Source organism: Polynucleobacter sp. UK-FUSCHL-C3 (genome assembly GCF_040409815.1).
Classification (GTDB): Bacteria; Pseudomonadota; Gammaproteobacteria; order Burkholderiales; family Burkholderiaceae; genus Polynucleobacter.
Window position 1 is genome coordinate 168,897 of the sequence record NZ_CP099959.1, and the last position, 23,577, is coordinate 192,473.

Here is a 23,577-nt window from a genome sequence, read left to right on the forward strand (position 1 = left end):
CGAGCCAAAAAACTACAAATCCAGCATTTTTTGGTGGAGCAGGGACGCTTGAGCCTCTAAGGCGCTGAGATCCCCCTCGTTAGTCAGGATAGTATTGGCAATGGCAAGCCGCTCGTCCCGACTAGCCTGGCTTGCCATAATCTGTAATATGGATGCCCGATCCAGTTGGCTGCGCTCCATAACCCTTTGGATGCGGAGCTCATCGGGACAATCTATTACCGCAATATGATCTAAGTGCTCTATCCACGCTCCAGACTCCAAAAGAAGGGGTACCACAAAGATAATATAGGGCGCTTGCTTGTGAATGGCCTGTTGTGCCCGGTCGATGGTTTCTTGACGAATTAAGGGATGGGTAATGGCTTCTAGAATTTGTTTGGAATTAGGATCTGTAAAAACCTGCTGACGCATTTTGGGGCGGTTTAAAGATCCATCCCCATTAAGGTAATCAGGCCCAAATTCTTTCAAAATGGCTTCGATAGCAGGCCCATTAGGGGCAGTTATTTGGTGGGCGATTTGATCGGTATCAATAACCACCGCACCCTGCTTGGCAAGAAAATTAGCAACACTAGACTTACCGGAACCAATTCCGCCAGTGAGGCCCAAGAACGGAACCTTACCTTTTAAATCGAAGAGTTGATTAATCGACTTGACCATACTATTTCAATGATGCCAGCAATTGCCAAGAAGGGGCCAAAAGGAAAGACATGGCCACTCGATAATTTATGGTGACGAAGCCAAAGCAGCCCTCCAATGATGCCAAGTAAGGATGCTACTAATAGCATTAATGGTAAAGATCCAATGCCAAGCCAAGAACCTAAGGCCGCCAGTAATTTAGCATCACCCATACCAAGCCCATCTTGGCAGCGAAAATGGCGATAGATACGATTGATGAGATATAAAGTGAAGTAACCAATCAATGCGCCTAACCAAGCCACTTGGGGATCACAAAACGCATAAGGAGTAAAGGTGTTAAAGAAGAGACCTAGGGCGATTAGAGGATAGGTCACTTTATTGGGTAATAAAAAGGTACGCAAATCAACCCAAGCCAAGTAAATTAAGACCAGTATTAACCCAGAGCGCAATAGAGTATCGATCAACATTAAATAATTTTACCGAGAGAGAAGATCGGCAAATATAGAGTCATCAATAATCCTCCAATCATTAAACCCAAGGCAAGAATCAGAATAGGCTCTAAACTCTGATTGAGGATTCCTAGCCGATGACTTAAATCACATTCTAGAGTCTGATGACGGCTATGCAGCATTTCTGCGAGGGTGCCTGTTTTTGCCCCAATGCCAAGCAAGTGCTTAGTTTCTGGATCAAAGAACTGACCCCGCGGATCACATCGATCAAGAGCTTCTCCTAAATCCCACCCCTGAGATAATTGTTTAAATAAATTAGCACTTAGGTCGTGGCTAAGCCAGTGATTAGAGGATTGGGCGGTTATACGAATGGCATCGAGGGCTCCTAGCCCTGAATCGAGAAGATAGGCTAGATTACGACACCATGTCATCTGAGCAGATAAGCGAAGTAACTTACCAAAAAATGGTAAGGCAAAGAGATGGTAATCACACCATTTTTGAATATATAGAGATTTAGTCCATACAAAAGCAAATACGACTACTAGAGTGACCCCGAACAATAAAATAAACTCAATATTCGTTTCTAAGAAGCGCGCAATGGAAATTAATAGTTGGGTGGACATAGGAAGCTCAGCTTTAAAGTTTAAAAAAATATCTTCAAAACTGGGAATCACCCAAATCATCATGGCCAAAATTATCAGAAAGGCAGAGCCAAGGGTAATGCAGGGGTAGGTAAGGGCCTGTTTCATTTGGCGGCCAAGCGACTCTTGAGCTTCTAATTGTTTACTAATCAGAATCAGCGATTGAGCTAATAGCCCAGTTTTTTCACTAATTGCAATCAAGCTAATACAAATAGGGCTAAAGCGATCTCGGTATTTAGATAAGCTACCAGAAAGACTCTCACCATGATTTAGATCAACAATGATAGATCTAAGAACGGATCTCCAATTCTTCGGGCAGCACTTCATAATCAAATGAAGTGCTTCTAATAGGGATAGACCAGCCGTTAGGAGACTCGCAAGCTGTCGCATGAAAAACATTTGATCCCGAATTGAGAAGCTTGCAAGCATCATATAAACATTTCTTGAATGCATAAAGCATTCTCAATAATGCCCCTTTGTGCAAGATCTTTAGCATTTTCAGACATGGTAGAGAAGCCCTCCAATTGAGCTATTTTTTTTATTTCGCAAAGGGGGATATTTTGTTGAATGCCTGCACAGAGGGTATTTGTAAACTCTAATACTTCATGAATTGCAATCCGACCACAGGTCGCATTGTTATCAATTCGTTTAATTAAGCGCTGTGAGCTGATGAAAAGAAGACTATTAGTAATGGCATGTCGATCAAGCCCAAGATTTTCCAGTCGGTCGATGCAGGAAAGTGCGCTACGGGTATGAATCGTACTAAGTACTAAATGACCAGTTTGTGCCGCTGACATTGCTAATGCAGCAGTGTCGCGATCGCGGATCTCCCCGATCATAATGACATCAGGATCTTGACGTAATAGCGCCCGAATAATCACACCAAAATCAAGTCCAGCTTTAGGGTGATAGGCTACTTGATTAACGCCTCGTAAGCGGATTTCAATTGGATCCTCAATAGTACAAAGATTGCGGTACTCGTGGTTAAGATGGTTGAGAAAGCTGTACAGAGTACGTGTTTTACCGCTTCCCGTTGGGCCGCATACTAAAATTAATCCATGGCTTTGACCTAGGGCTCGACGTACTATTTGACTTTGAAGATCGCTAAAGCCAATATGATCAAGCTTTAATTCATGGGCCGAGGTATTTAGGAGTCGGATGACAACTTTTTCTCCATAGAGAGTTGGAAGCGTTGAAACACGACAATCAATTTCGGTCGATGTTCGATCTGAGTAGATCTGAAGCCGACCATCTTGGGGCAGACGATGTTCTGCAATATCAAGCTTCGCTAAAATTTTGATCCGAGCAATCAGTCGAACATACTCCTCTTTGTGATAGCTCTGGAAAAGTGTGAGATCACCATCGATGCGTAATCTGATACAACAACTCTCTTCAAGCGCCTCTATATGAATGTCGCTGGCCCGAGCATTTATTGCAGCAGTACAGATCTCCTGCCACAGATAAATGATATGTTGATCGTTTTCTTCATATGGCTTGTGGGATTTGAGGGAAGATACGTAATTGAATGGAAGCAAGAGAATTACTACTCAGCTTCTTCAGGCAATGGCTTTAAGAGTTTGACTGTCTTGATGCCCTGATCATCAAAATGAATAATTTCCATTACAACCCCGCCGACCTTTACGCTAAGATCATGATCCGGGATTTCTTGCAGTTCCTCTAGGATGAGACCATTTAATGTTCGCGGTCCATCTACTGGAAGATTAAGTCCAAGAAGGCGATTAAGCTCTCGAAGATTGGCGCTACCATTTGCTAAATAAGTACCATCCTTAGCCCATTGCTCACGATGGATGAGGCCTGGAAAAGAGGTTGTGAACTCACCAATCAGCTCTTCCACAATATCTTCAAACGTAAGTAAGCCTTGGACGCTACCATATTCATTTACAACTAAGCTCAAGCGTTGACGGTTTTCCTGAAAAAATTGCATTTGTTGCATGACCGGTGTGCCCTCAGGAATAAAATACGGATCATTCAGCAACTCTCTAAAATCAGCATGGGTAAGTTCTTCGTTACCCAAAAGTGACAAAGCTTTTTTAACCGAGAGAATGCCAATGATTTTCTCTGGATCACCATCGCATACAGGCAATTTATTGTGATAGCAGGTTTCCAGCTGTCCAATCACTTCCTCAATTGGACGAGATAGATCCAAGATTTCCATCTTGGCTCTTGGGGTCATAACATCGCTTACAAGAATATGCTCAAGATTAAAAAGATTAAGCAGAATATTGCGATGCTGTTTGGAGATAAAGTGACTAGACTCAAGGACCACGCTCCTTAGCTCCTCAGCGCTCATGGTCTGTAAGTTTGCTTCCTTTTGATTCAGCCCCATAAGACCCATTAATCCAGAAACAAAGGAGTTCACCAGCCACAACAGGGGCTTGAGAATAATAGTTAGTGGATAAATAACCCAGCCAATCTTGACCGATATTTTTTCTGCGAATGCTGCACCAATGACCTTTGGCGTAATTTCACTAAAAATAATGATCAAAAAAGCAACCGTCAGGGTTGCAATAGATAGCACAAGGCCATTTGTACCAAATAAATGAAGTGCAATTCCAGTAACCAGAATAGGCAGAATGGTATTAATTAAATTATTTGCAATTAATAAGACCGATAGAAGTGTGTCAACTCGTTTTAGGAGTTTTTGGGTGATGGCTGCGCCGGCATGTCCGCTGTTAGCCATGGCACGAAGGCGATGCCGATTGCTTGCGACCATACTGGTTTCTGCCATCGAGAAGAATCCAGATAAGGCAAGCAAAAATACGATGAGTGCTGCTTGTGCCCATAAAGGCCAAGAGTCAAAGAATGCGTCCATTAATACTCTCAAAAAAGGTACAGGAGATCAATATAGCAAATACCGATTTTTCTAGCTATTAGGGGATATTGTTTTTGCTGTCAGATTAAGATTACAGGTATGACCCGTTCTAGCCATAAGCAACCCATTCATATTGACCGATGTGTTATCTCCTCCCCCTTTGGAAGCCTGCGTATTAGTACCGAATTGGTGGATGGTAGCTTGATGATTTCTGAAATAAGCTATCTTGCTAAAGGGCTCAGTAAAGTACGCCCCCAAAATGATTTGGCGCGGCAGGCAAAAGATCAAATCGAAGCTTACTTTGAAGATCCTTTATTTAAGTTCAATCTGCCACTAAAGCAACAAGGCACGCCATATCAGCACCGCGTTTGGTCAGCAATCTCCGACATCCCAGTGGGCAACACTATTTCGTACGGAGATTTGGCGAAACAGATTAAAAGTGGTCCTCGTGCAGTCGGAGGAGCCTGTGGTGCAAATTATTACCCGCTTTTAATACCTTGCCATCGAGTTTTATCAGCTAATGGATTGGGGGGGTTCATGCAACAAGGTGGTGAAATCGGTCGGCACCTAGATATCAAGCGCTGGCTCTTGCGCCATGAAGGGATAGAATTTATTAAGCCTTGAGCGCCCTAGCCTGAAGTCGAAAAAACAGCCCCATCAGGAAATCACTGCGTACGGCAAGTTTCGTAAAGATATAGAAGCGACTAACTTGCCCACGCGTGAGTTTCACATCGGCGCCCCCTTGGAGCGTTTGCCGTTGTGCAATTTGTTTAAGGGTCATAACTGCAAGCCCAAAGGCTAAGAAACAAAATTGGCGAATACCCGGCTCTGATTTAGGAATACAGCAGATATAGCGCAGGGAGTCCTCTAGTTTTTGATGGGCTATGACCAATAAATCGGTCTGACCAAGGCCTTTAGGTTTCCAGGACACCCCCCTTAATTGATCTTCCGGAGAGTCTTTTAAGATATTTGTCATTTGTAGGGCCTGACCAAACGCAATCGCTAAACTTTCTTTCCCAGAGATGGCTTTTGCAAATGCTGGGGAGTGAAGTGCAAAAAGAGTGGTTAGCATTTCGCCTACAACTCCGGCAACGACATAGCAATATTTTTCAAATTCCTGAAGGTCCTCTAGACCAATTTGATTCTGGCGTATATGAAAATAGGACATTCCTTCAGACATGATTTGCAAACATTTAGCAACCGCATGACGTTGTCTCTCATCACAGCTTTGTAAGACGCGTAAGACCCTTGGAATATTTTCAATAAGATCTTTTTCATTATGATTAGGATGATTAATAAGAGCGATCAAACATTCCCGAACAAATTGTTCTGAAAGACTATGATCAAGTACCGTTTTGATAAATAAAGTAGATAGCTCCTGCTTTGTTGTCGGATCAACACAGGTAGCATCCTCAATCGTATCTACGATGCGACACAAAAGATAGGTATTGCCGACTACTTTTTCTAAGCCATTCGGCAGCAGCGGAATCGTGAGTGCAAAGGTTCTGGAAACGGACTCAAGAATGGAGCGCTGGTAGAGTTCATCATGCGCTAGCTGATTGAAGGAGGAAGGGGGGTCGCTAATACTCTGAGGCATGCCGTCATTATGTCAAACTGTTTTATAGCAAGGTAGCTTCGCCTGTTAATTGAACTAAGACAGTTGTGCTTAAAGCCTAATGACTGGTGTGAGGTTTTTTGGGGGATATATAGGAGCCAAGTACCATCCCAAATAGACTGGCGATGAGGCCAAGGAGCTGAGGCTCAACTGGCTCCTCGATCCCAGTGATCTCCAGAACGATCCAGACGCTTAGCCCAAAGAAAATAGCTAGAAGTGCCCCAAGATTGCTGGCCCTTTTCCAAAAGAGGCCGGCCACCAAGGGAACAAAAGCTCCTGCTAGGGTAATTCGATAGGCATTCTCAACCATCGTATGGATTCGGGAATCAGTCACGAAGGCGTAATAGGTAACAATGCTTGTGAATACAAAAACGGTCATGCGGGTTGCCCATAAGAACTGCTTATCGGACATGCCAGGAGAGAAGCCTTTCAGAATGTTTTCTGTAAAGGTGACTGATGGAGCTAATAATGTGCCTGAGGCAGTACTCATAATCACAGAAATGAGCGCGCCAAAGAAAATGACCTGAATAAAGAATGGCATGTGATTTAAGATGAGTGTCGGCAAAATCATTTGAGAATCCCCTGCTAGATATTTCTCAACCATAGCAGGATCAATAATGTTGGCTGAATAGGCTAAAAAGAGGGGTACTGCTGCAAAAAAGAAGTAGGCACAACCGCCCAATATGGTTCCCCAAACTGCCACTGCTTCATTCTTAGCAGCATTGACCCTCTGAAAAACATCTTGTTGGGGAATGGAGCCTAGAGCCATCGTTAGCAAGGCTGCGATCCAGCCCAGCATATCAAGTAGATCTAGCTTTGGGAGGAAGTCAAATTTACCCTCTGCGCTAGCCTTTGAGATAACCGAAGCAACCCCCCCAGCCTGCTCAGCAGCATTGCTGGCAACCAATAAAAGGCCAATCACAATCACAACCATTTGCACAAGAGTGGTGAGAGCTACAGACCACATACCACCAAATAAGGTGTAGATCAATACAACTGCGGCACCGATTAACATGCCTTCCTTGGTAGAAATTAAATCGTTTGATAGAACATTAAAGGTAAGTCCGAGAGCGGTAATTTGCGCTGATACCCAGCCCAAATAAGAAACGATGATGCAAATCGATAGCAATAACTCGGTTTGGCGGTTATAGCGGATTCGAAAGAAGTCGCCCAGAGTAATCAGGTTCATTCGGTAGAGCGGACGAGCAAAGACAAGCCCAAAGAGAATTAAACAAATTGACGATCCTAAGGGGTCAGAGATCAGGCCACGAAAGCCTTCCTCAAGAAAAGTAGCCGAAATACCGAGAACGGTTTCTGCGCCAAACCAAGTTGCAAAAACCATTGATAAAACAAAGACCATGGGCAGATTACGCCCCGCAGTAATGTAATCCTTGGCGTTATGTACTTTGGTAGCACCATAAAGCCCGACCCCTACCGAGACAATAAGGTAGGCAATGACCAACCAAAGTAGCATCAGGAGCTCCTATCGCGACAACTAATCTAGTGACCTATTGGCCAGTTAATAACTAGCCCTGATTATAGGAGGGGATTAGCTTCTGGGTCACTAAATGTGCCGGGCGAGCCTTTATCTCAAAGGGGAGGTATTAAAAAACTAGCCGAACCCTGATTTTTTCATCTCTCGATTTGGATGCTACTTTTATTTAAGGTAGGAGACTTAAGGAGTCAATACCCTGAAAAAATATCGTACTATTATCAAAATAAAGGTTTCTATTTAGCGAGGGCGGGTTATGAAGATTTGTATTATTGGCGGCGGCGGTGCGATCGGAGGATATCTGGCGGTTCTATTGGCCAACTCCGGTAACGAGGTGACGGTCATGGCGCGCGGCGCAACCTTAAGAGCAATTGAAGAACGCGGCTTGGCCCTCATTAGTGATGAGCATCCAGAGCCCATAATTGCCAAGGTAAAGGCGGTTGAGAATCTTCGTGGTTTGCCTAAGCAGGACGTCATCATTCTGGCAGTCAAAGCACACCAGGTGGAGCCGGTCATTGATGATCTTGTATCGGTCTTAAGTCCCGAAACCATCTTGATCCCGATGCAAAATGGTATTCCTTGGTGGTATTTCCAAAAACTGAATAGCAAGTACAAAGATCACTCTGTTGATACCGTTGATCCGGGTGGCGTGATTATGCGTGCAATTAGCCCTGACAACATCATTGGTTGCGTTGTCTATCCAGCAACGATCACCCAGGGCCCTGGTGTTATACGTCACGTAGAAGGCGTCCGCTTTCCCTTGGGAGAGCTCGACGGGAAAACCACAGATCGAATTCAGAAAATTTCAGATGTTATGGGCGCAGCTGGATTTAAGTCCCCCATTTTGGATGATATTCGTGCAGAGATTTGGTTAAAGCTATGGGGTAATCTGACATTCAATCCAATTAGCGCACTGACGCATGGAACTCTTGAGGGAATTTGCCGCTACCCCTTAACTAAAGAGTTGGCACGCAACATGATGGCAGAAGCACAATCCATTGCAGAAAAATTAGGCGTCACGTTTCGGGTTGATATCGAACGTCGAATTGCGGGTGCAGAGAAAGTTGGCAAACATAAGACTTCCATGTTGCAGGATTTAGAGGCAGGCCGTTCCTTGGAAATTGATGCGCTTCTAGGTTCGGTTATCGAGTTAGGAGAGATTACCGAGACGCCCACACCTTGTCTAAATACAGTTTATGCATTAACAAAATATTTAGATCAAAACGTTCAAGACGCCAAAGGTAGCCTCATACTTCCAGTTGCTGCAGGGTACTAATTTAAGATTTATTCAAAGCGGTTATCAAGTCGACCAACGCCATCGATCACGATACTGACATTACTGCCTGGTTTCATGGATCCGACACCCACCGAGGTTCCGCAGGCAATAATGTCGCCCGCTTCCAGTGTCATATCTTGGGATATCAGACTTACTAATTTAGCCGGTGAGAAAACAATATCGCTCAAGGGATAGTTTTGGCGTTCTTGATCATTGAGGATGGTTTTAATACTTAAACTCATCGGATCAATATCAGTACTAATAACCGGTCCAAAGACTCCGAAGGTATCGAAATTCTTAGAGCGGGTCCACTGAGCATAACCGGGGTTGCGATTCAAGATTTCAACGGCAGTGACGTCGTTGACGCAGGTATAGCCAAAGATATGTTTAGCTGCGTCCGCCTCACTCACTCCATGACAGCGCCCGCCGATCACAATTCCTAATTCTCCTTCGTAAATCACTTTGCCACTATAGGATTTAGGAACCCGAATTGTTTGTCCTGCAGCAAGATACGAATTATTTGATTTGAGAAAGTAAAGGGGCTCATCTGGAATGGCGTGCTCTAGTTTTTTCACTAAAGCATGAAAGTTGTCGACTAGAGCTAAAAACTTATTGGGGACGCAGGGAATATCAATGATCACCTCTTTTAATTTGAGGTACTCACCCCTGGCGCGAGGATTTTGGAATAAATCACCGCTATGGACCGCAATTTGATCCCCTTGCAATTGACCAAAGCCAGAAATTCCGTCGTGCCGATAACGTAACCAGTGCGCCATAATAAGATACTCCTAAAGTAGTAATTACTAGGATCTTATCAAGGACTTGAGCGTTACCCTCCAAATCATGGCAGAACTCTTATTTGCACCCGAATACGATCAGCCTATTTCGTATATTCAACGCACTCGATCGTATTACCTCGGGTTGGGGTATGACAAGCCCTATGTTTGGGCGCATTACACCGATGTTCCCTTTACTCCCCTTCAAAAACCTCTTCAGAATTCAGTCATTGGTTTGATTACAACAGCAGTTCCTTTTGATCCATTAAAGGGGGATCAAGGCCCGGGTGCAAGCTATAACGCACATGCTAAGTTTTATGAGCCCTATGCTTTGGCGAGCAAGAGTAATCCTGATCTTCGTATTGCACATGTTGGTATAGATCGTAAGCATGCAAATATGGCTGAGATGGCATGTTGGTTTCCGCTAGAAGTGGCAAGACGGGCAGCAGATTGCCAACGTATTGGTAAGGTGGCCGAACGTTTCTATGGTTTGCCGACCAATCGTAGTCAGCGCCACACTCTTGAAATCGATGCCCCTCAAATCTTGGCTAATTGCAGGGACGATGGGGTCGATCTTGCTATTTTGGTTCCAAACTGTCCGATTTGTCATCAAAGCATTGCCCTTTTAGCTCGCTACCTTGAAGGGGCTGGTATTCCTACGGTCGTCATTGGTGCAGCAAAAGACATCATCGAATATTGCGGCGTTCCTCGCTTTGTATTCAATGACTTTCCTCTGGGAAACGCCGCAGGACGTCCGGGAGATCCTGAGTCTCAAAATGCTATTTTTGAGCTCGCATTAATGCTTTTGGAGCGGGCGCCAGCGCCCCGTACGACTATTCAATCAGAATTTCCCTGGAGTTCTGACCCAAGTTGGAAATTAGATTACATGAATATTGAGCGTTTATCGGATGTGGAATTGGCAAAATTACGTCTTGAGGCAGAGACCGCACGAATTGCCGCCAAGGAGATTCGGCTAAAAACGGTTGGGAAGTAATGGTCGGAATGAGAGGATTCGAACCTCCGACCCCCTCGTCCCGAACGAGGTGCGCTACCAGGCTGCGCTACATTCCGCTAATTATTATTTTATCCCTGACGAATTAAGGAGTACTCGCACAGCGCACGGAGCGAATCACTCGCCGTATTTTTTGGGAAGTCTTTAATGGTGTTTAAGGCTAGAGCCACTTCTTTGCGGGCAGCTTCTTGGGTATATTCAAGGGCACCAGATTCTTGAATACCTTGCAAAATTTGTGCAAACACATCATCAGGCAGCTCTTCATTTTGAGAGATTGCCTCTCGTGCTAGTAGGGATTGTTCGGGACTACCCTTTTCCATCAGATAGATCAGAGGCAAAGTCGGCTTGCCTTCGCGGAGATCATCACCCACATTTTTGCCCATGTCTTCTGGATTGGCGGTGTAATCCAGAAGATCGTCCATGAGCTGGAAGGCTGTACCAATGTGCCGACCAAAAGCTGCCGCTAGCTCACGTTCAATATCGCTAGCTTGGGCAATGAGAGCGCCCAGCTCGGCAGACGCCTCAAAGAGTTTTGCTGTTTTGTAACGAATAACCTGGAGATAGCTCGATTCATCGACTTCAGGATCATTCATGTTGAGAAGCTGTAATACTTCGCCTTCCGCAATCGTATTAGTTGCATTGGAGAGAATTTGCATGACCCGAATATCATTTGGGGCAACCATCATTTGGAATGCGCGTGAATAAAGGAAGTCGCCAACCAAGACGCTAGCAGCATTCCCAAAAGCAGCATTTGCTGTTTGCTTGCCCCTTCGCATGGTGGACTCATCGACTACGTCATCATGCAACAGTGTGGCTGTATGAATGAACTCGACAACAGCCGCTAGCTCCAAAGCATGGGGAATCTCTTTTCCATGCCCTAGGGCCTTGGCAATCAATAACAGTAGAGCTGGGCGGACACGTTTTCCACCCGATTGGATGATGTAGGCGGCTATTTGGTCAATCAGGACGACTTCAGACGCGAGCCGGCGTCGGATTACCTCATCCAAAGCCTTTAAATCTAGGCTAATTGGGGCCAATATTTGGCCTAAGTTATTGTTTTTGACAGTATTATTCATCCAAGATATAATACTTGGCTCGGCTCGAACTCACCGATTTCCCCAAAGCAACTCGTTTCTTAGGGCGTTTTATGGTGAAACCAGTCGATTTGTATCTTCCTTATAGTATTTTTTGAGAGGTTTAACCATGTACGCGGTCATAAAAACCGGTGGCAAACAGTATAAAGTTGCTGCTGGCGAAAAATTGAAAATAGAACAGATACCGGCGGACATCGGCAGCGATATTACTCTTGACCAAGTTCTCGCCGTAGGCGAGGGCACGTCGCTAAGAATTGGCGACCCCTTGGTGAGTGGTGCCGCTGTGATGGCTACTGTTGTCTCCCAGGGACGTCACGATAAAGTGAAAATCTTTAAGATGCGTCGTCGTAAGCATTATCAAAAACATCAAGGCCATCGCCAGAATTTCACTGAGATTCTGATTAAGTCGATTAAGGCCTGAGTTTAGGAGAAAAATATGGCACAGAAAAAAGGCGGCGGCTCAACACGTAACGGACGCGACTCAGAATCAAAACGTTTAGGCGTTAAGGTTTATGGCGGTCAAGCAATCCATGCTGGCGGCATTATTGTTCGTCAACGTGGTACCAAAGTACATCCCGGCACCAATGTTGGTATGGGTAAGGATCACACTTTGTTTGCATTGATTGATGGTCAGGTCGAATTTGGTGTGAAAGGGGCTTTGAAGAAGGCCCAGGTTTCAGTCTTGCCTCGCTCTTAAGCGGCCTGACTGAGATTTCTTTCTACTAAGTTAATCAACAGGAATGGGCCTCGCAAACTGCGAGGCCTTTTTTATTCATGAAATTTATCGACGAAGCAAAAATTGAGGTCATTGCTGGCAATGGTGGAGCCGGTAGTGCGTCGATGCGTCGCGAGAAGTTTATTGAATTCGGTGGCCCAGATGGCGGCGATGGAGGCCGTGGCGGCAGTGTTTATGCGATTGCCGATCGTAATATCAATACCCTAATCGACTATCGTTATTCAAAAACACATTTGGCAAAGAATGGTGAGCCTGGTCGAGGCGCAGATTGTTATGGTCGGGCTGGCGATGATATTGAGTTGCGGATGCCAGTAGGAACAATCATCACAGATTTTGAAACAGGCGATCTCATTGCCGACCTAACAAAGCATGGTGAACGTCTATGTCTTGCTGAGGGCGGTGTGGGCGGGTGGGGCAATATTCATTTCAAGAGCAGTACCAATCGCGCGCCCCGCCAGAAAACAAATGGCAAGCCAGGCGTGCGCCGTAAGCTAAAACTTGAACTAAAAGTATTAGCTGATGTCGGCTTATTGGGCATGCCCAATGCCGGTAAATCAACCTTAATTACAGCAGTATCAAACGCTCGCCCCAAGATTGCAGATTATCCATTTACAACGCTACATCCCAATTTAGGCGTAGTGAGAGTGGGTAGCGAACGCAGCTTTGTGATTGCAGATATTCCAGGCCTCATTGAAGGGGCTGCGGAAGGAGCCGGACTCGGACATCGTTTTCTACGCCATCTTCAGCGTACTGGGGTGTTATTGCATCTAGTCGATATTGCACCCTTTGATGAGAATGTGGATATCGTTGCCGATGCTAAAGCTATTGTGAATGAATTACGCAAGTATGACGAGGCGCTTTATCAAAAGCCCCGCTGGTTGGTACTCAATAAGGTCGATATGCTTCAGCCTGAGGAGCGACAAAAAGTGATCAAGGATTTTCTGAAGCGTTTTAAATGGGATGGTCCTGTTTTTGAGGTATCGGCCCTAAATGGTGAGGGATGTGACCGACTTTGCTATGCCATTCAGGATTATTTAGACGGTCTTCGTAAAGAGCGTGATTTAGAGGAGGAGCGGGCCGAAGACCCCCGTTTCTTGGATGAATAGTGCGACCTTAGAAAAGATGAATTGGTATGAGTAAAAGTATTGCAGGTACAAAACGAATCGTGGTCAAAGTAGGCTCCACTCTGGTTACAAATAATGGAGCCGGCCTTGATCGCCAAGCCATTGCAATGTGGGCCGAGCAGGTGAGTGCTTTATTAAAACAAGGCTGTCAAGTTTTAATGGTGAGCTCAGGAGCTATTGCTGAAGGGATGCAACGCTTGGAGTGGACCAGCCGCCCTCAAGAGATTCATCAATTGCAAGCTGCTGCTGCAGTTGGGCAAATGGGACTGGTGCAAGTTTATGAATCGTGTTTTACAAAATTTGGCGTGCATACAGCTCAAGTTTTATTAACGAATGCCGACCTTGCCAATGCAGAGCGCAATGCGAATGCCAAAGCAACTTTACAAACGCTATTAGGTTTAGGGGTGGTGCCGATCATTAACGAGAACGACACCGTTGTTACCGATGAAATTAAGTTTGGAGATAACGATAGTTTGGCGGCTCTCGTTGTGAACTTAATTTCTGCTGATGCGCTTGTTATATTGACTGATCAAGGCGGGCTCTACAGCGCCGATCCTAGAAAAGATCACTCAGCCACTCTTATTGATCATGCCCGTGCAGGCGATCCTCGGTTAGAGGAAATGGCTGGTGGAGCCGGGAGCAGTTTAGGTAAAGGCGGCATGTTAACTAAGGTGCTGGCAGCTAAAACGGCAGTACAAACGGGAGCGAGTACTGTCATCGCATCAGGCAAAGAGCCCAATGTGTTAGTTCGTCTTTATCAAGGCGAATCGATTGGTACCTTCCTAAGCAAATAATTATTTGGGTATGGCTATTAAGCCAGTAAAGTTATTTGGATCTAATGACTGCATTACTTTGGAGAAACTCTTCACTTGGCTGGCTAAATCACATAGTGCACCTTGCGCAAGTGCTGCTTGATAGCGATTAGGTACGCTATCCTTAATTGGTAACCATTGACCCAATGGATTGGTGCGCCATTGTTGGTTGGTCTCTAATGTACCGTAAAGACGCCATTGAAAAGTTTCACACCGAATTCCTTCGAAGTAGGCATTTTGTCCACCACTGGGGTTGGTAATCACAACGATATAGCGTGTAACACCATCATTCCCAATCTTGATGGATTCGGTATCGATGGCGAATTTAAAGACAGTGGTTTGAGATACCGAGAACGGTACTAAATATTTTTTATTGGGTGGATTAAGTGGCAAGGGGGTCGAACCCTCCTTAAACACCGTAGGCGCATAGGGGTCTGTACCATCAATCAGTGGATCAGAGAAGCATCCAGCAAGGGTAAGTATCAGAGCCAGGGTAGAGAGTGTGCGTTTCATGATGGGTGTGAGGATTCGAATGGTGTTCCCCAAACAAGCTGATGCATTGCAGTGCTAGTGGCAATAAAGCGTGCAAGTTCGGAGAGTGCCAATTGATAAACCTCGCGCTTGAAATCAATCACGGTCTCAAGCTCAATCCAATAGGGATGCCAGCGCCACGCATCAAATTCTGGATGGGCGGTTGCTTTGAGTTGGATTTCATGATCTTGTCCAAGCATTCGCAGTAGATACCAAATTTGCTTTTGACCTTTATAACTAACGCGCTGATTACGGTTGATGACTTGCCGACGCAAGAACTCCTCGGGAACGTCGTAACGAATCCAGTCGCGGGTTCTACCGAGAATCTCAACATGATGCGGAAATAAGCCAACCTCCTCATGCAACTCGCGATACATCGCCTGTTCTGGACTTTCACCATGCTGTATTCCTCCTTGCGGAAATTGCCATGAGTGTTGTCCTATGCGCTTGCCCCAAAATACTTCGTTACGAGCATTGAGGAGGACAATCCCGACATTAGGTCTGTAGCCTTCGCGGTCGAGCATAATCGTACCTTTGGTCCCCTATTTTTTAATCCTTTAAAATCAACGTTTTATTATAGCCACTCATGAAAGCATCACAAACCTTTCTAGCAACCCTTAAAGAAGCCCCAGCCGATGCTGAGGTAGTGTCCCACCAGCTTATGGTGCGGGCTGGCTTGATCCGTAAATTAAGTGCCGGTATTTATAACTATCTCCCTCTCGGTCTGAAGGTAATCCGTAAGGTCGAAAATATTATTCGCGAAGAAATGAATCGTGCGGGTGCTATTGAGCTCTTAATGCCTATCGTGCAACCTGCAGAGTTGTGGCAAGAGACTGGACGTTGGGAAAAAATGGGCCCTGAGTTGCTGCGGATTAAAGACCGTCACGAGCGTGATTTTTTGATCCAGCCCACCTCAGAAGAGGTTATCACTGATTTAGCTCGCACTGAAATTAAGAGCTATAAACAGCTACCCATTAACTTTTATCAGATCCAAACCAAGTTTAGGGATGAGCGCCGCCCGCGTTTTGGAATCATGCGCGGTCGAGAGTTCAGCATGAAAGATGCGTATTCGTTTGATCGCGACCATGATGGTTTGAAGCGTTCTTATGCCCTGATGTTTGACGCTTATGTCCGGATCTTTAAGCGTATGGGCTTAACATTTCGAGCTGTCACTGCTGACAATGGGGCGATTGGTGGTTCTGGTAGCCAAGAGTTTCATGTGATTGCAGACACTGGCGAGGATGCCATTGTGTATTGCCCTAACTCAGATTACGCCGCTAATCTTGAAGCTGCAGAATCTTTATCTTTAGTTACAAAACGTGATGCACCTAAAGAAGTAATGAAAAAGGTTTCGACGCCAGAACAAAAGCGCTGTGAGGATGTTGCTAGGTTTTTAAAGATATCCTTAACCCAGACTATTAAATCCTTGGTGCTAGCTGTAGATCAAGAGCATGGGCCAGCAACGTTCTTTATGCTTTTATTGCGGGGCGATCATGAGCTTAATGAGATCAAAGCCAGCAAGGTGCCGGGCTTGACAGCATTTCGCTTTGCCAGCGATGAGGAAGTAAAGACTGCTTGTCATTCACCTGTAGGTTATTTGGGCCCCGTTGGTTTGAGCTCTAATGTGCAGATTGTTGCTGATCGCACAGTTGCTAATATGAGCGACTTTGTTTGTGGTGCCAATGAAGCAGGCTATCACTTGACCGGCGTGAACTGGGGCCGTGATTTACCGGAACCCATTATTGCTGACATACGGAATGCAGTAGCCGGCGATCCATCCCCTGATGGTAAGGGGGTTGTGGATATTTGTCGTGGAATTGAAGTAGGCCATGTATTTCAGTTGGGAACACGATATTCAGAAGCAATGAAGTGTACTTACCTTGATGAGAATGGTAAGTCGCAGCCGATGGTGATGGGCTGTTATGGCATTGGTGTTACGCGTTTACTGGGTGCTGCGATTGAACAAGGTCATGATGAAAAAGGGATTTTGTGGCCGATTTCGATGGCTCCCTTTGAGCTTGTTATCTGTCCGGTTGGCTATGACAAGTCAGAATTAGTAAGACAAACTGCAGATGATCTGCATCAGCAATTACAAAACGCGGGCGTAGATGTGGTTTTAGATGATCGTGGTGAGCGTCCTGGAGCAATGTTTGCTGATTGGGAATTAATCGGCGCTACTTACCGTGTGGTCATTGGCGAACGCAGTTTAAAAGAAGGTAATGTCGAGTTTCAGGGGCGTCGTGAAAGTACTGCTCAGTTAGTGCCCGTGAATGAAATCACAGAGAAGGCTGCTGCGATCATTCGGTCTGCAAAGGACAATCTTCTCTAGAGTTACTTTTTAAAAAGTCCGCCAAGCCCTTTGGCAGCCCCACGAGCAGCAAGAGAACCCATCATCTTCGCCATCTTGCCGCTCTTCATTTGTTTCATCATGGCTTGCGTTTGTTCAAATTGAGTAAGTAAGCGATTGACCTCTTGAACTTGGACTCCCGCACCTGCAGCGATACGTTGCTTACGCTTTGCCTTTAATAACTCTGGCTTGGCGCGCTCTAAGGGGGTCATACTGTCGATAATGCCTTGCATGCGCTTCATTTGTTTATCGGCCATCCCCAAATTGGCTTTACTCGCTTGTTGAGCTATTTGACTGGGTAGCTTATCAAGTAAATTCGCCATGCCACCCATGTTTTGCATTTGCATGATCTGTTCACGGAAGTCACCAAGATCAAAACCACCCTTTTGAATTTTGCTGGCAAGCTTTTGGGCTTGCTCCACATTAACATTTTGTTGGGCCTGTTCAACTAGAGCCAGAATATCGCCCATGCCCAAAATACGGCTAGTCATTCTCTCCGCATCAAAGGCTTCGAGCCCATCCATTTTTTCAGAAACACCAATGAACTTAATCGGTACGCCAGTGATGTGACGCACCGAGAGCGCTGCGCCACCTCGGGAGTCGCCATCTAATTTGGTCAGAATGACCCCTGTGAGTGCCAATGCTTCATGGAAAGCTTTAGCCGTATTCACGGCGTCTTGACCAAGCATTGCATCGACTACAAAGAGAGTTTCAATCGGGTTTAGATTGGTATGCAAGGATTTAATTTCTTGCATCATTTGTGCATCAATACCTAGACGACCGGCAGTATCCACAATCAAGACATCGTGGTAATGGCGTTTTGCCCAGTCAAGCGCCGCATAAGCAATATCAATGGGTTTTTGTTCGACTGTGCTTGGAAAAAAATCAACTCCAACTTGTGCGCTAACCGTCTTAAGCTGTTCAATCGCGGCAGGACGATAGATATCGCAAGAGACCGTTAATACTTTTTTCTTATGCTTCTCTTGTAAAAACTTGGCAAGCTTGGCAACAGAGGTAGTTTTACCGGCACCCTGAAGGCCTGCCATCAAAATCACAGCTGGGGGTTGGGTGGCTAAATTTAACTTACCACTCTGCCCCTCATCGCCTCCCACCATAAGAGACAGCTCACGCTGTACGACCCCAACTAATGCTTGACCCGGGGTGAGGCTTCCAACCACATCCTCACCAAGGGCCTTGAACTTGATTTGCTCCATCAGGCTCTTCACGACAGGGAGAGCAACGTCAGCTTCAAGAAGGGCTAGACGGATCTCGCGTAACATCTCTGCGGTGTTGCTTTCTGTGAGGCGTGCTTGACCCCGCATGGTTTTAACCACACGACTTAAGCGGTCGGTCAGGTTCTCTAGCATTTATCGATTAGACTTTCGTAATGACTATTTTAGGTTACTCAGGATTTGGCTGGTTGCCATCCATTCTTTATCTCTTATTGATCGTCGTTTTGGGCTATCGTGACCAAAAACGACCCGAGACCCCATTTTTTATCGGTTTAGTGCAAATCTTGATATTGATCGTCTTAATCATTCACGGAACCTTATTGCATGATTCCATCTTTAACGGTGATACCTTTGTATTCGGCTTTGCTCAAGACCTTTCTTTAATGGCCTGGGTAGGACTCAGTTTTTATTGGATTCAAAGCTTCTTTTTGCCCATCTCTAGTCTGCGCTTGATGGCGATTAGTATGGCGATGTTTTGTGCTGTCTTACCTGACTTATTCCCTGGATCGGTAATCTCTCAGCGTGCCGTTGCTGATCCTTGGTTTAAGGCACACTTTATTGTGGCTACCTTTGCGGTCGGTTTCTTTAGTTTGGCTGCGATGCTAGCGGTGCTCATGAATGTCCAAGATCGAGCTTTACGCAAGGGTATGGCAAATGGCATGGCAGGCTCACCTACTTGGGTCGAGAGTTTGCCGCCTTTATTGACCATGGAAAGCTTTTTATTTCGCTTGCTTTATGTGGGCTATGGTTTATTAACATTGACTGTATTTTCGGGACTATTTTTCTCGCAAGAGTTATTTGGTAAGCCCTTAGTGTTTGACCACAAAACAGTATTTGCGCTCCTCTCCTGGGCTTTATTTACAGGGCTTGTAGTCGCTCGTATTCGAGTTGGTCTGCGAGGGCCAAGTGCGGTGCGATGGGTCTTGGGTGGATTTCTTGCCCTACTCCTGACCTATGCGGGAACTCGTTTTGTCGCTGAAGTTATTTTGCAGCGAGTATAGCCTTGCTTAAGTGGGCATTATTGGTTTTAGGGCTGGGGCTTGCTTATTGGTGGCTGATCGCTAAAAAGAAAAGCAAGGCTCAGACAGCTGATAAAAAGATTCGGCAAGGAGAAACCCCCTTAACGAGCTCCCAGCGGATGATCTCGTGTTCATATTGCGATCTCCACCTCCCTGAAAGCGATGCGCTCCCCCAAGACGGACGTTATTACTGCTGCACAGAGCACCGCGATAGCATTAGCCAAAAGGGCTGGTGGGGTAAAGCGCAATGGTGCGCATCGACAAATTTTGACGAACGACCAGAGGATATAGCCATCAATTTGGCGGTGATCCATCACATTAGCTTGCCGCCCGGTGAATTTGGAGGGCGGAATATTGTTGATTTCTTTCAGAATAATTTAGATCCCAAGGCGCATCCCTACTTTGAGCAGATTGCTAACCAAAAGGTATCGAGCCACTTTCTCATAGACCGGAGGGGAAAAACAACACAATTTGTGTCCCTTTATAAACGCGCTTGGCATGCGGGTGTATCGCAATTTTGTGGACGCGAGAAATGCAATGATTTTTCGATTGGCATCGAGTTAGAGGGCGATGGAGATACCCCATTTACAAATGAGCAATACGCGAGCTTGGCCGAGGTGACCGGGGTTTTGCTTAAGAAATATCCAGACCTTCAGTTTGCGGGGCATAGTGATATTGCTCCAGAGCGGAAGACGGACCCCGGACCATCCTTTGATTGGGTGCGCTTAACAAAAATAGCAAAGCTATCAGAAGAGAAATTACCCTTTGGGAGCGCTTCTCGCTAAGCATTAGTTCAATGGGTAAGCGTTTGCTTACTTAGTATCAGCAGAACAGATTTTTTCGAAATTAATAGGGAAATTACCAATAAATAGAGTCAGAAAAGACTTACCAAATTTAAAATATTTGCCTATACTTAGTGCCTAGTGCGATAGAAAACCACTACATCTAGTGTTTTTTCTGTAAATTTAGCCTTTTTTCAATAAAAATATACATATAGCAGGAGTAATATGACCTTCGCCGATCCACAAGCTGCAGGCCAATCAAGTTCAGTAAACCAAGGTGGTCTTGGCGCAGGGGCTAGTTTGACCCAAACCCCATCCGCGAATTTTGTAGCGGGTGGCGTAGGTCTGGCGCAAGCAACGCAACTCTCGGACTACAAAATTATTCGGCGCAATGGTTCTGTAGTCGCATTTGAGCCATCCAAAATTGCAATTGCCGTTACCAAGGCATTTTTGGCTGTGAACGGAGGCCAGGGAGCCGCTTCGGCTCGGATTCGTGAGCAGGTAGAACAGCTAACCCAAAACGTAGTGCGCGCTTTATTGCGCAGCCGTCCCAATGGCGGCACATTTCATATAGAAGATATTCAAGATCAAGTTGAGCTGACCTTAATGCGCAGTGGTGAGCATAATGTTGCACGCGCCTATGTCCTTTATCGCGAGAAGCGTAATCAAGAGCGCGCTGCCCAGCAAAGTGCAAGTCAAGATCAGGCTGCCGATGCCGCATTACCCTCCGTTCAGGTCAACGATAATGGTATTAGCAAACCCCTCAATGTTGTTGGTCTCAGAACGGTGATTGAGGCTGCATGTGAAGGATTGGGAAATCATATTGATGCTAGCCCGATCATGAGCGAGACTATTAAGAACTTATACGATGGCGTGCCAATGGCGCAGGTCTATGACTCGGCGATTTTGGCTTCGCGGACTTTGATCGAAAAAGATCCTGCTTATAGCCAAGTTACTGCACGTATTTTGATGCACGTGATCCGTAAAGAGATTTTGGGCCGTGAGGTTTTGCAAGGCGATATGCAAGCCGAGTACCCTAATTATTTCCCACAATTTATCCGCCAGGGCATCGAAGCTGAACTGCTTGATCCGCGCTTACTCGAGTTTGATTTAGCTAAGATCTCATCTGCTCTTAGCGCCGACAGAGATTTGCAGTTCAATTACCTTGGCCTGCAAACCCTGTACGACCGTTATTTCTTACACATCGAGGATCATCGTATTGAGATGCCGCAGGCCTTCTTTATGCGGGTGGCGATGGGTCTCGCCTTAAATGAGCCAGAGCGCGAGCGTCGTGCCATTGAGTTCTACGAGATTCTTTCTACCTTTGACTTTATGTCAAGCACCCCAACCTTGTTTAACTCGGCTACCTTGCGTTCACAGTTATCCAGTTGCTACCTGACGACCGTTGACGATGACCTTGATGGTATCTACGAAGCATTAAAAGAGAATGCTCTCTTGTCTAAGTTTGCAGGTGGCCTAGGTAATGATTGGACCAATGTTCGTGCTCTAGGAAGTCATATCAAGGGTACAAATGGAAAGTCACAGGGTGTGGTGCCATTCCTTAAGGTGGTCAACGATACAGCCGTTGCAGTTAATCAAGGCGGTAAACGCAAGGGCGCAGTTTGTGCCTACTTAGAGACTTGGCATTTAGACATTGAAGAGTTCTTGGAATTACGTAAGAACACGGGCGATGATCGTCGTCGTACCCATGATATGAATACCTCGAACTGGATTCCGGATTTGTTTATGAAGAGGGTGATGGAAAACGGTGATTGGACTTTGTTTTCCCCATCAACCACCCCGGATTTGCATGATAAGTATGGCAAAGCCTTTGAGCAAGCCTATGTTGCTTACGAAAAGCGGGCAGAGGCTGGTGAGATTAAACCATCAAAGAAAGTGCCAGCAGTTCAGATGTGGCGCAAGATGCTGGCCATGTTATTTGAGACCGGCCATCCGTGGATTACCTTTAAAGACCCTTGTAATATTCGGAGTCCACAGCAGCACGTTGGCGTGGTGCATTCCTCGAATCTATGTACCGAGATCACCCTGAATACCAATGAGACTGAAATTGCGGTTTGCAATTTAGGTTCAGTGAACTTGACTGCCCACATGACCACCGATGCAAATGGTCAGATGGTCTTGGATCACGCCAAGCTCAAGAAAACCATTCAGACCGCGATGCGTATGCTTGATAACGTCATTGATATTAATTACTATGCCGTTGCCAAGGCGCGCAATTCAAATGTGAAGCATCGCCCAGTGGGTTTAGGCATCATGGGCTTCCAGGATTGCTTACATATGCAGCGTATTCCGTATGCTAGTGATGCGGCAGTGAAGTTCGCAGACACTTCGATGGAAGCCGTTTGCTATTACGCCTACCAGGCATCTAGCGAGTTGGCCAAAGAGCGAGGCGCTTACAGCAGCTATCACGGATCTTTGTGGGATCGCGGCATTCTTCCCCAAGACACTCTCAAAATGCTTCAGGATGAGCGCGGCGGCTATGTGGAAGTCGATCAGTCCAGCACTATGGATTGGAATGCATTGCGTGCTCAGATTAAGCAACACGGGATGCGCAACTCTAATTGCGTGGCCATTGCTCCAACAGCAACGATTTCTAATATTATTGGGGTATCGGCCTGTATTGAGCCCACTTTCCAAAATTTGTTTGTTAAGTCGAATCTATCTGGTGAGTTTACGGTTGTGAACGACTATCTCGTTCGCGATCTCAAGGACCGCGGGCTTTGGGACGAGGTGATGATTGCTGACCTCAAGTATTTTGATGGCACTTTGTCAAAGATCGATCGGGTTCCACAGGATTTGCGTGATTTATACGCTACGGCCTTTGAGCTTGAGCCAAGTTGGTTGGTCGAGGCGGCCTCCCGTCGCCAGAAGTGGATCGATCAAGCGCAATCCTTAAATATTTATATGGCAGGTGCCTCGGGCAAGAAATTGGACGATACCTACAAACTCGCCTGGTTGCGTGGTTTAAAGACTACCTACTACCTGCGTACTATGGCTGCTACCCACGTTGAGAAGTCGACCGTAGCAACAGGCCAGCTGAACTCTGTTTCGAACGGAACAGAAACAGCCCCAGCTCTAGCGGCAGATGGGCCGGTATGCACGATGCGCCCTGGCGACCCTGGATTTGAAGAATGTGAAGCGTGTCAGTAACC

Annotated in this window: 21 protein-coding genes, 1 tRNA gene and 2 pseudogenes; 11 read left to right on the plus strand and 13 right to left on the minus strand. The window is 45.9% G+C overall.

Annotation, left to right across the window (positions count from 1 at the left end; translation table 11 throughout):
• Positions 1-12: 12 nt before the first annotated feature.
• The 5 genes from coaE to NKE59_RS00940 are packed head-to-tail and all read right to left on the minus strand — an operon-like array spanning position 13 to position 4,556.
• Positions 13-654, minus strand: a complete 642-nt coding sequence (gene coaE / locus NKE59_RS00920) for a dephospho-CoA kinase (RefSeq protein ID WP_353438999.1) — start codon at positions 652-654, stop codon at positions 13-15.
• Positions 621-1,100 carry an A24 family peptidase gene (locus tag NKE59_RS00925; RefSeq protein ID WP_353439000.1) on the minus strand — a complete coding sequence of 160 codons (480 nt, stop codon included), beginning with the start codon at positions 1,098-1,100 and terminating at the stop codon, positions 621-623. The genes coaE and NKE59_RS00925 overlap by 34 nt, the downstream gene beginning before the upstream one ends.
• Positions 1,100-2,155 carry a type II secretion system F family protein gene (locus tag NKE59_RS00930; RefSeq protein ID WP_353439001.1) on the minus strand — a complete coding sequence of 352 codons (1,056 nt, stop codon included), beginning with the start codon at positions 2,153-2,155 and terminating at the stop codon, positions 1,100-1,102. Before NKE59_RS00930 ends, NKE59_RS00925 begins: the two co-directional genes overlap by 1 nt.
• Positions 2,152-3,258, minus strand: coding sequence for a GspE/PulE family protein (locus NKE59_RS00935; protein WP_353439002.1), 1,107 nt, complete (start codon positions 3,256-3,258; stop codon positions 2,152-2,154). The genes NKE59_RS00930 and NKE59_RS00935 overlap by 4 nt, the downstream gene beginning before the upstream one ends.
• A gap of 8 nt (positions 3,259-3,266) precedes the next feature.
• Positions 3,267-4,556 carry an HlyC/CorC family transporter gene (locus NKE59_RS00940; protein WP_353439004.1) on the minus strand — a complete coding sequence of 430 codons (1,290 nt, stop codon included), beginning with the start codon at positions 4,554-4,556 and terminating at the stop codon, positions 3,267-3,269.
• A gap of 132 nt (positions 4,557-4,688) precedes the next feature.
• On the opposite strand from NKE59_RS00940, the gene NKE59_RS00945 reads away from it, so the two are divergent.
• Entirely contained in the window at positions 4,689-5,180 is a 492-nt protein-coding gene (locus NKE59_RS00945) for a methylated-DNA--[protein]-cysteine S-methyltransferase (protein ID WP_353439874.1), read from the plus strand.
• Here the strand turns inward: NKE59_RS00945 and NKE59_RS00950 are convergent.
• Both NKE59_RS00950 and NKE59_RS00955 read right to left on the minus strand, forming a co-directional pair.
• Positions 5,170-6,153 carry a squalene/phytoene synthase family protein gene (locus NKE59_RS00950; RefSeq protein WP_353439005.1) on the minus strand — a complete coding sequence of 328 codons (984 nt, stop codon included), beginning with the start codon at positions 6,151-6,153 and terminating at the stop codon, positions 5,170-5,172. The genes NKE59_RS00945 and NKE59_RS00950 overlap by 11 nt on opposite strands.
• A 76-nt stretch (positions 6,154-6,229) precedes the next feature.
• Positions 6,230-7,645: a sodium:solute symporter family protein gene (locus NKE59_RS00955; RefSeq protein WP_353439006.1), complete on the minus strand. Its 1,416-nt coding sequence runs from the start codon at positions 7,643-7,645 to the stop codon at positions 6,230-6,232.
• A gap of 274 nt (positions 7,646-7,919) precedes the next feature.
• On the opposite strand from NKE59_RS00955, the gene NKE59_RS00960 reads away from it, so the two are divergent.
• Entirely contained in the window at positions 7,920-8,939 is a 1,020-nt protein-coding gene (locus NKE59_RS00960) for a 2-dehydropantoate 2-reductase (RefSeq protein WP_353439008.1), read from the plus strand.
• Between the two features lie 8 nt (positions 8,940-8,947).
• Here NKE59_RS00960 and NKE59_RS00965 read toward each other — a convergent pair whose 3' ends face one another.
• A complete protein-coding gene (locus NKE59_RS00965; protein WP_353439010.1) occupies positions 8,948-9,715 on the minus strand; it encodes a fumarylacetoacetate hydrolase family protein in 768 nt (255 codons plus the stop codon).
• A 67-nt stretch (positions 9,716-9,782) separates the two neighbouring features.
• On the opposite strand from NKE59_RS00965, the gene NKE59_RS00970 reads away from it, so the two are divergent.
• Positions 9,783-10,709, plus strand: coding sequence for a reductase (locus NKE59_RS00970; protein WP_353439011.1), 927 nt, complete (start codon positions 9,783-9,785; stop codon positions 10,707-10,709).
• On the opposite strand, the gene NKE59_RS00975 is transcribed toward NKE59_RS00970, so the two are convergent.
• Positions 10,710-10,786 (minus strand) — tRNA-Pro (locus tag NKE59_RS00975).
• 12 nt (positions 10,787-10,798) lie between these two features.
• A complete protein-coding gene (locus tag NKE59_RS00980) occupies positions 10,799-11,803 on the minus strand; it encodes a polyprenyl synthetase family protein (protein WP_353439012.1) in 1,005 nt (334 codons plus the stop codon).
• A 127-nt stretch (positions 11,804-11,930) separates the two neighbouring features.
• Here NKE59_RS00980 and rplU point away from each other — a divergent pair, with 127 nt between their 5' ends.
• From rplU to proB, 4 genes and pseudogenes are all read left to right on the plus strand, one after another.
• On the plus strand, positions 11,931-12,242 hold the full coding sequence (gene rplU, locus NKE59_RS00985; protein WP_353439013.1) for a 50S ribosomal protein L21: 312 nt from the start codon (positions 11,931-11,933) through the stop codon (positions 12,240-12,242).
• Positions 12,243-12,257: 15 nt separating this feature from the next.
• Positions 12,258-12,518, plus strand: coding sequence for a 50S ribosomal protein L27 (gene rpmA, locus NKE59_RS00990; RefSeq protein WP_353439014.1), 261 nt, complete (start codon positions 12,258-12,260; stop codon positions 12,516-12,518).
• Positions 12,519-12,595: 77 nt separating this feature from the next.
• Positions 12,596-13,663, plus strand: a complete 1,068-nt coding sequence (cgtA, locus tag NKE59_RS00995) for an Obg family GTPase CgtA (RefSeq protein WP_353439015.1) — start codon at positions 12,596-12,598, stop codon at positions 13,661-13,663.
• Positions 13,664-13,689: 26 nt separating this feature from the next.
• A pseudogene (gene proB, locus NKE59_RS01000) lies at positions 13,690-14,466 on the plus strand (glutamate 5-kinase); the annotation flags it as partial.
• A gap of 9 nt (positions 14,467-14,475) precedes the next feature.
• Here the strand turns inward: proB and NKE59_RS01005 are convergent.
• Both NKE59_RS01005 and NKE59_RS01010 read right to left on the minus strand, forming a co-directional pair.
• Positions 14,476-15,006 (minus strand): CNP1-like family protein, encoded by a 531-nt coding sequence (locus tag NKE59_RS01005; protein ID WP_353439016.1) that lies wholly within the window; start codon positions 15,004-15,006, stop codon positions 14,476-14,478.
• 20 nt (positions 15,007-15,026) lie between these two features.
• Positions 15,027-15,548: pseudogene (locus tag NKE59_RS01010) on the minus strand (RNA pyrophosphohydrolase); the annotation flags it as partial.
• A 62-nt stretch (positions 15,549-15,610) separates the two neighbouring features.
• Here NKE59_RS01010 and NKE59_RS01015 point away from each other — a divergent pair.
• Complete coding sequence (locus NKE59_RS01015; protein WP_353439017.1) at positions 15,611-17,353, plus strand: proline--tRNA ligase; 1,743 nt, start codon at positions 15,611-15,613, stop codon at positions 17,351-17,353.
• 2 nt (positions 17,354-17,355) lie between these two features.
• On the opposite strand, the gene ffh is transcribed toward NKE59_RS01015, so the two are convergent.
• The gene (gene ffh, locus NKE59_RS01020; protein ID WP_353439018.1) at positions 17,356-18,738 is read right to left on the minus strand and encodes a signal recognition particle protein; all 1,383 of its coding nucleotides are present in this window, start codon (positions 18,736-18,738) and stop codon (positions 17,356-17,358) included.
• A gap of 20 nt (positions 18,739-18,758) precedes the next feature.
• Here ffh and ccsA point away from each other — a divergent pair, with 20 nt between their 5' ends.
• The 3 genes from ccsA to NKE59_RS01035 all read left to right on the plus strand — a co-directional run bounded on the left by ccsA (position 18,759) and on the right by NKE59_RS01035 (position 23,575).
• Positions 18,759-19,604: a cytochrome c biogenesis protein CcsA gene (ccsA, locus tag NKE59_RS01025; protein WP_353439019.1), complete on the plus strand. Its 846-nt coding sequence runs from the start codon at positions 18,759-18,761 to the stop codon at positions 19,602-19,604.
• A gap of 2 nt (positions 19,605-19,606) precedes the next feature.
• Entirely contained in the window at positions 19,607-20,407 is an 801-nt protein-coding gene (gene ampD / locus NKE59_RS01030) for a 1,6-anhydro-N-acetylmuramyl-L-alanine amidase AmpD (RefSeq protein WP_353439020.1), read from the plus strand.
• Between the two features lie 222 nt (positions 20,408-20,629).
• The gene (locus tag NKE59_RS01035; protein WP_353439021.1) at positions 20,630-23,575 is read left to right on the plus strand and encodes a ribonucleoside-diphosphate reductase subunit alpha; all 2,946 of its coding nucleotides are present in this window, start codon (positions 20,630-20,632) and stop codon (positions 23,573-23,575) included.
• Positions 23,576-23,577 lie beyond the last annotated feature (2 nt).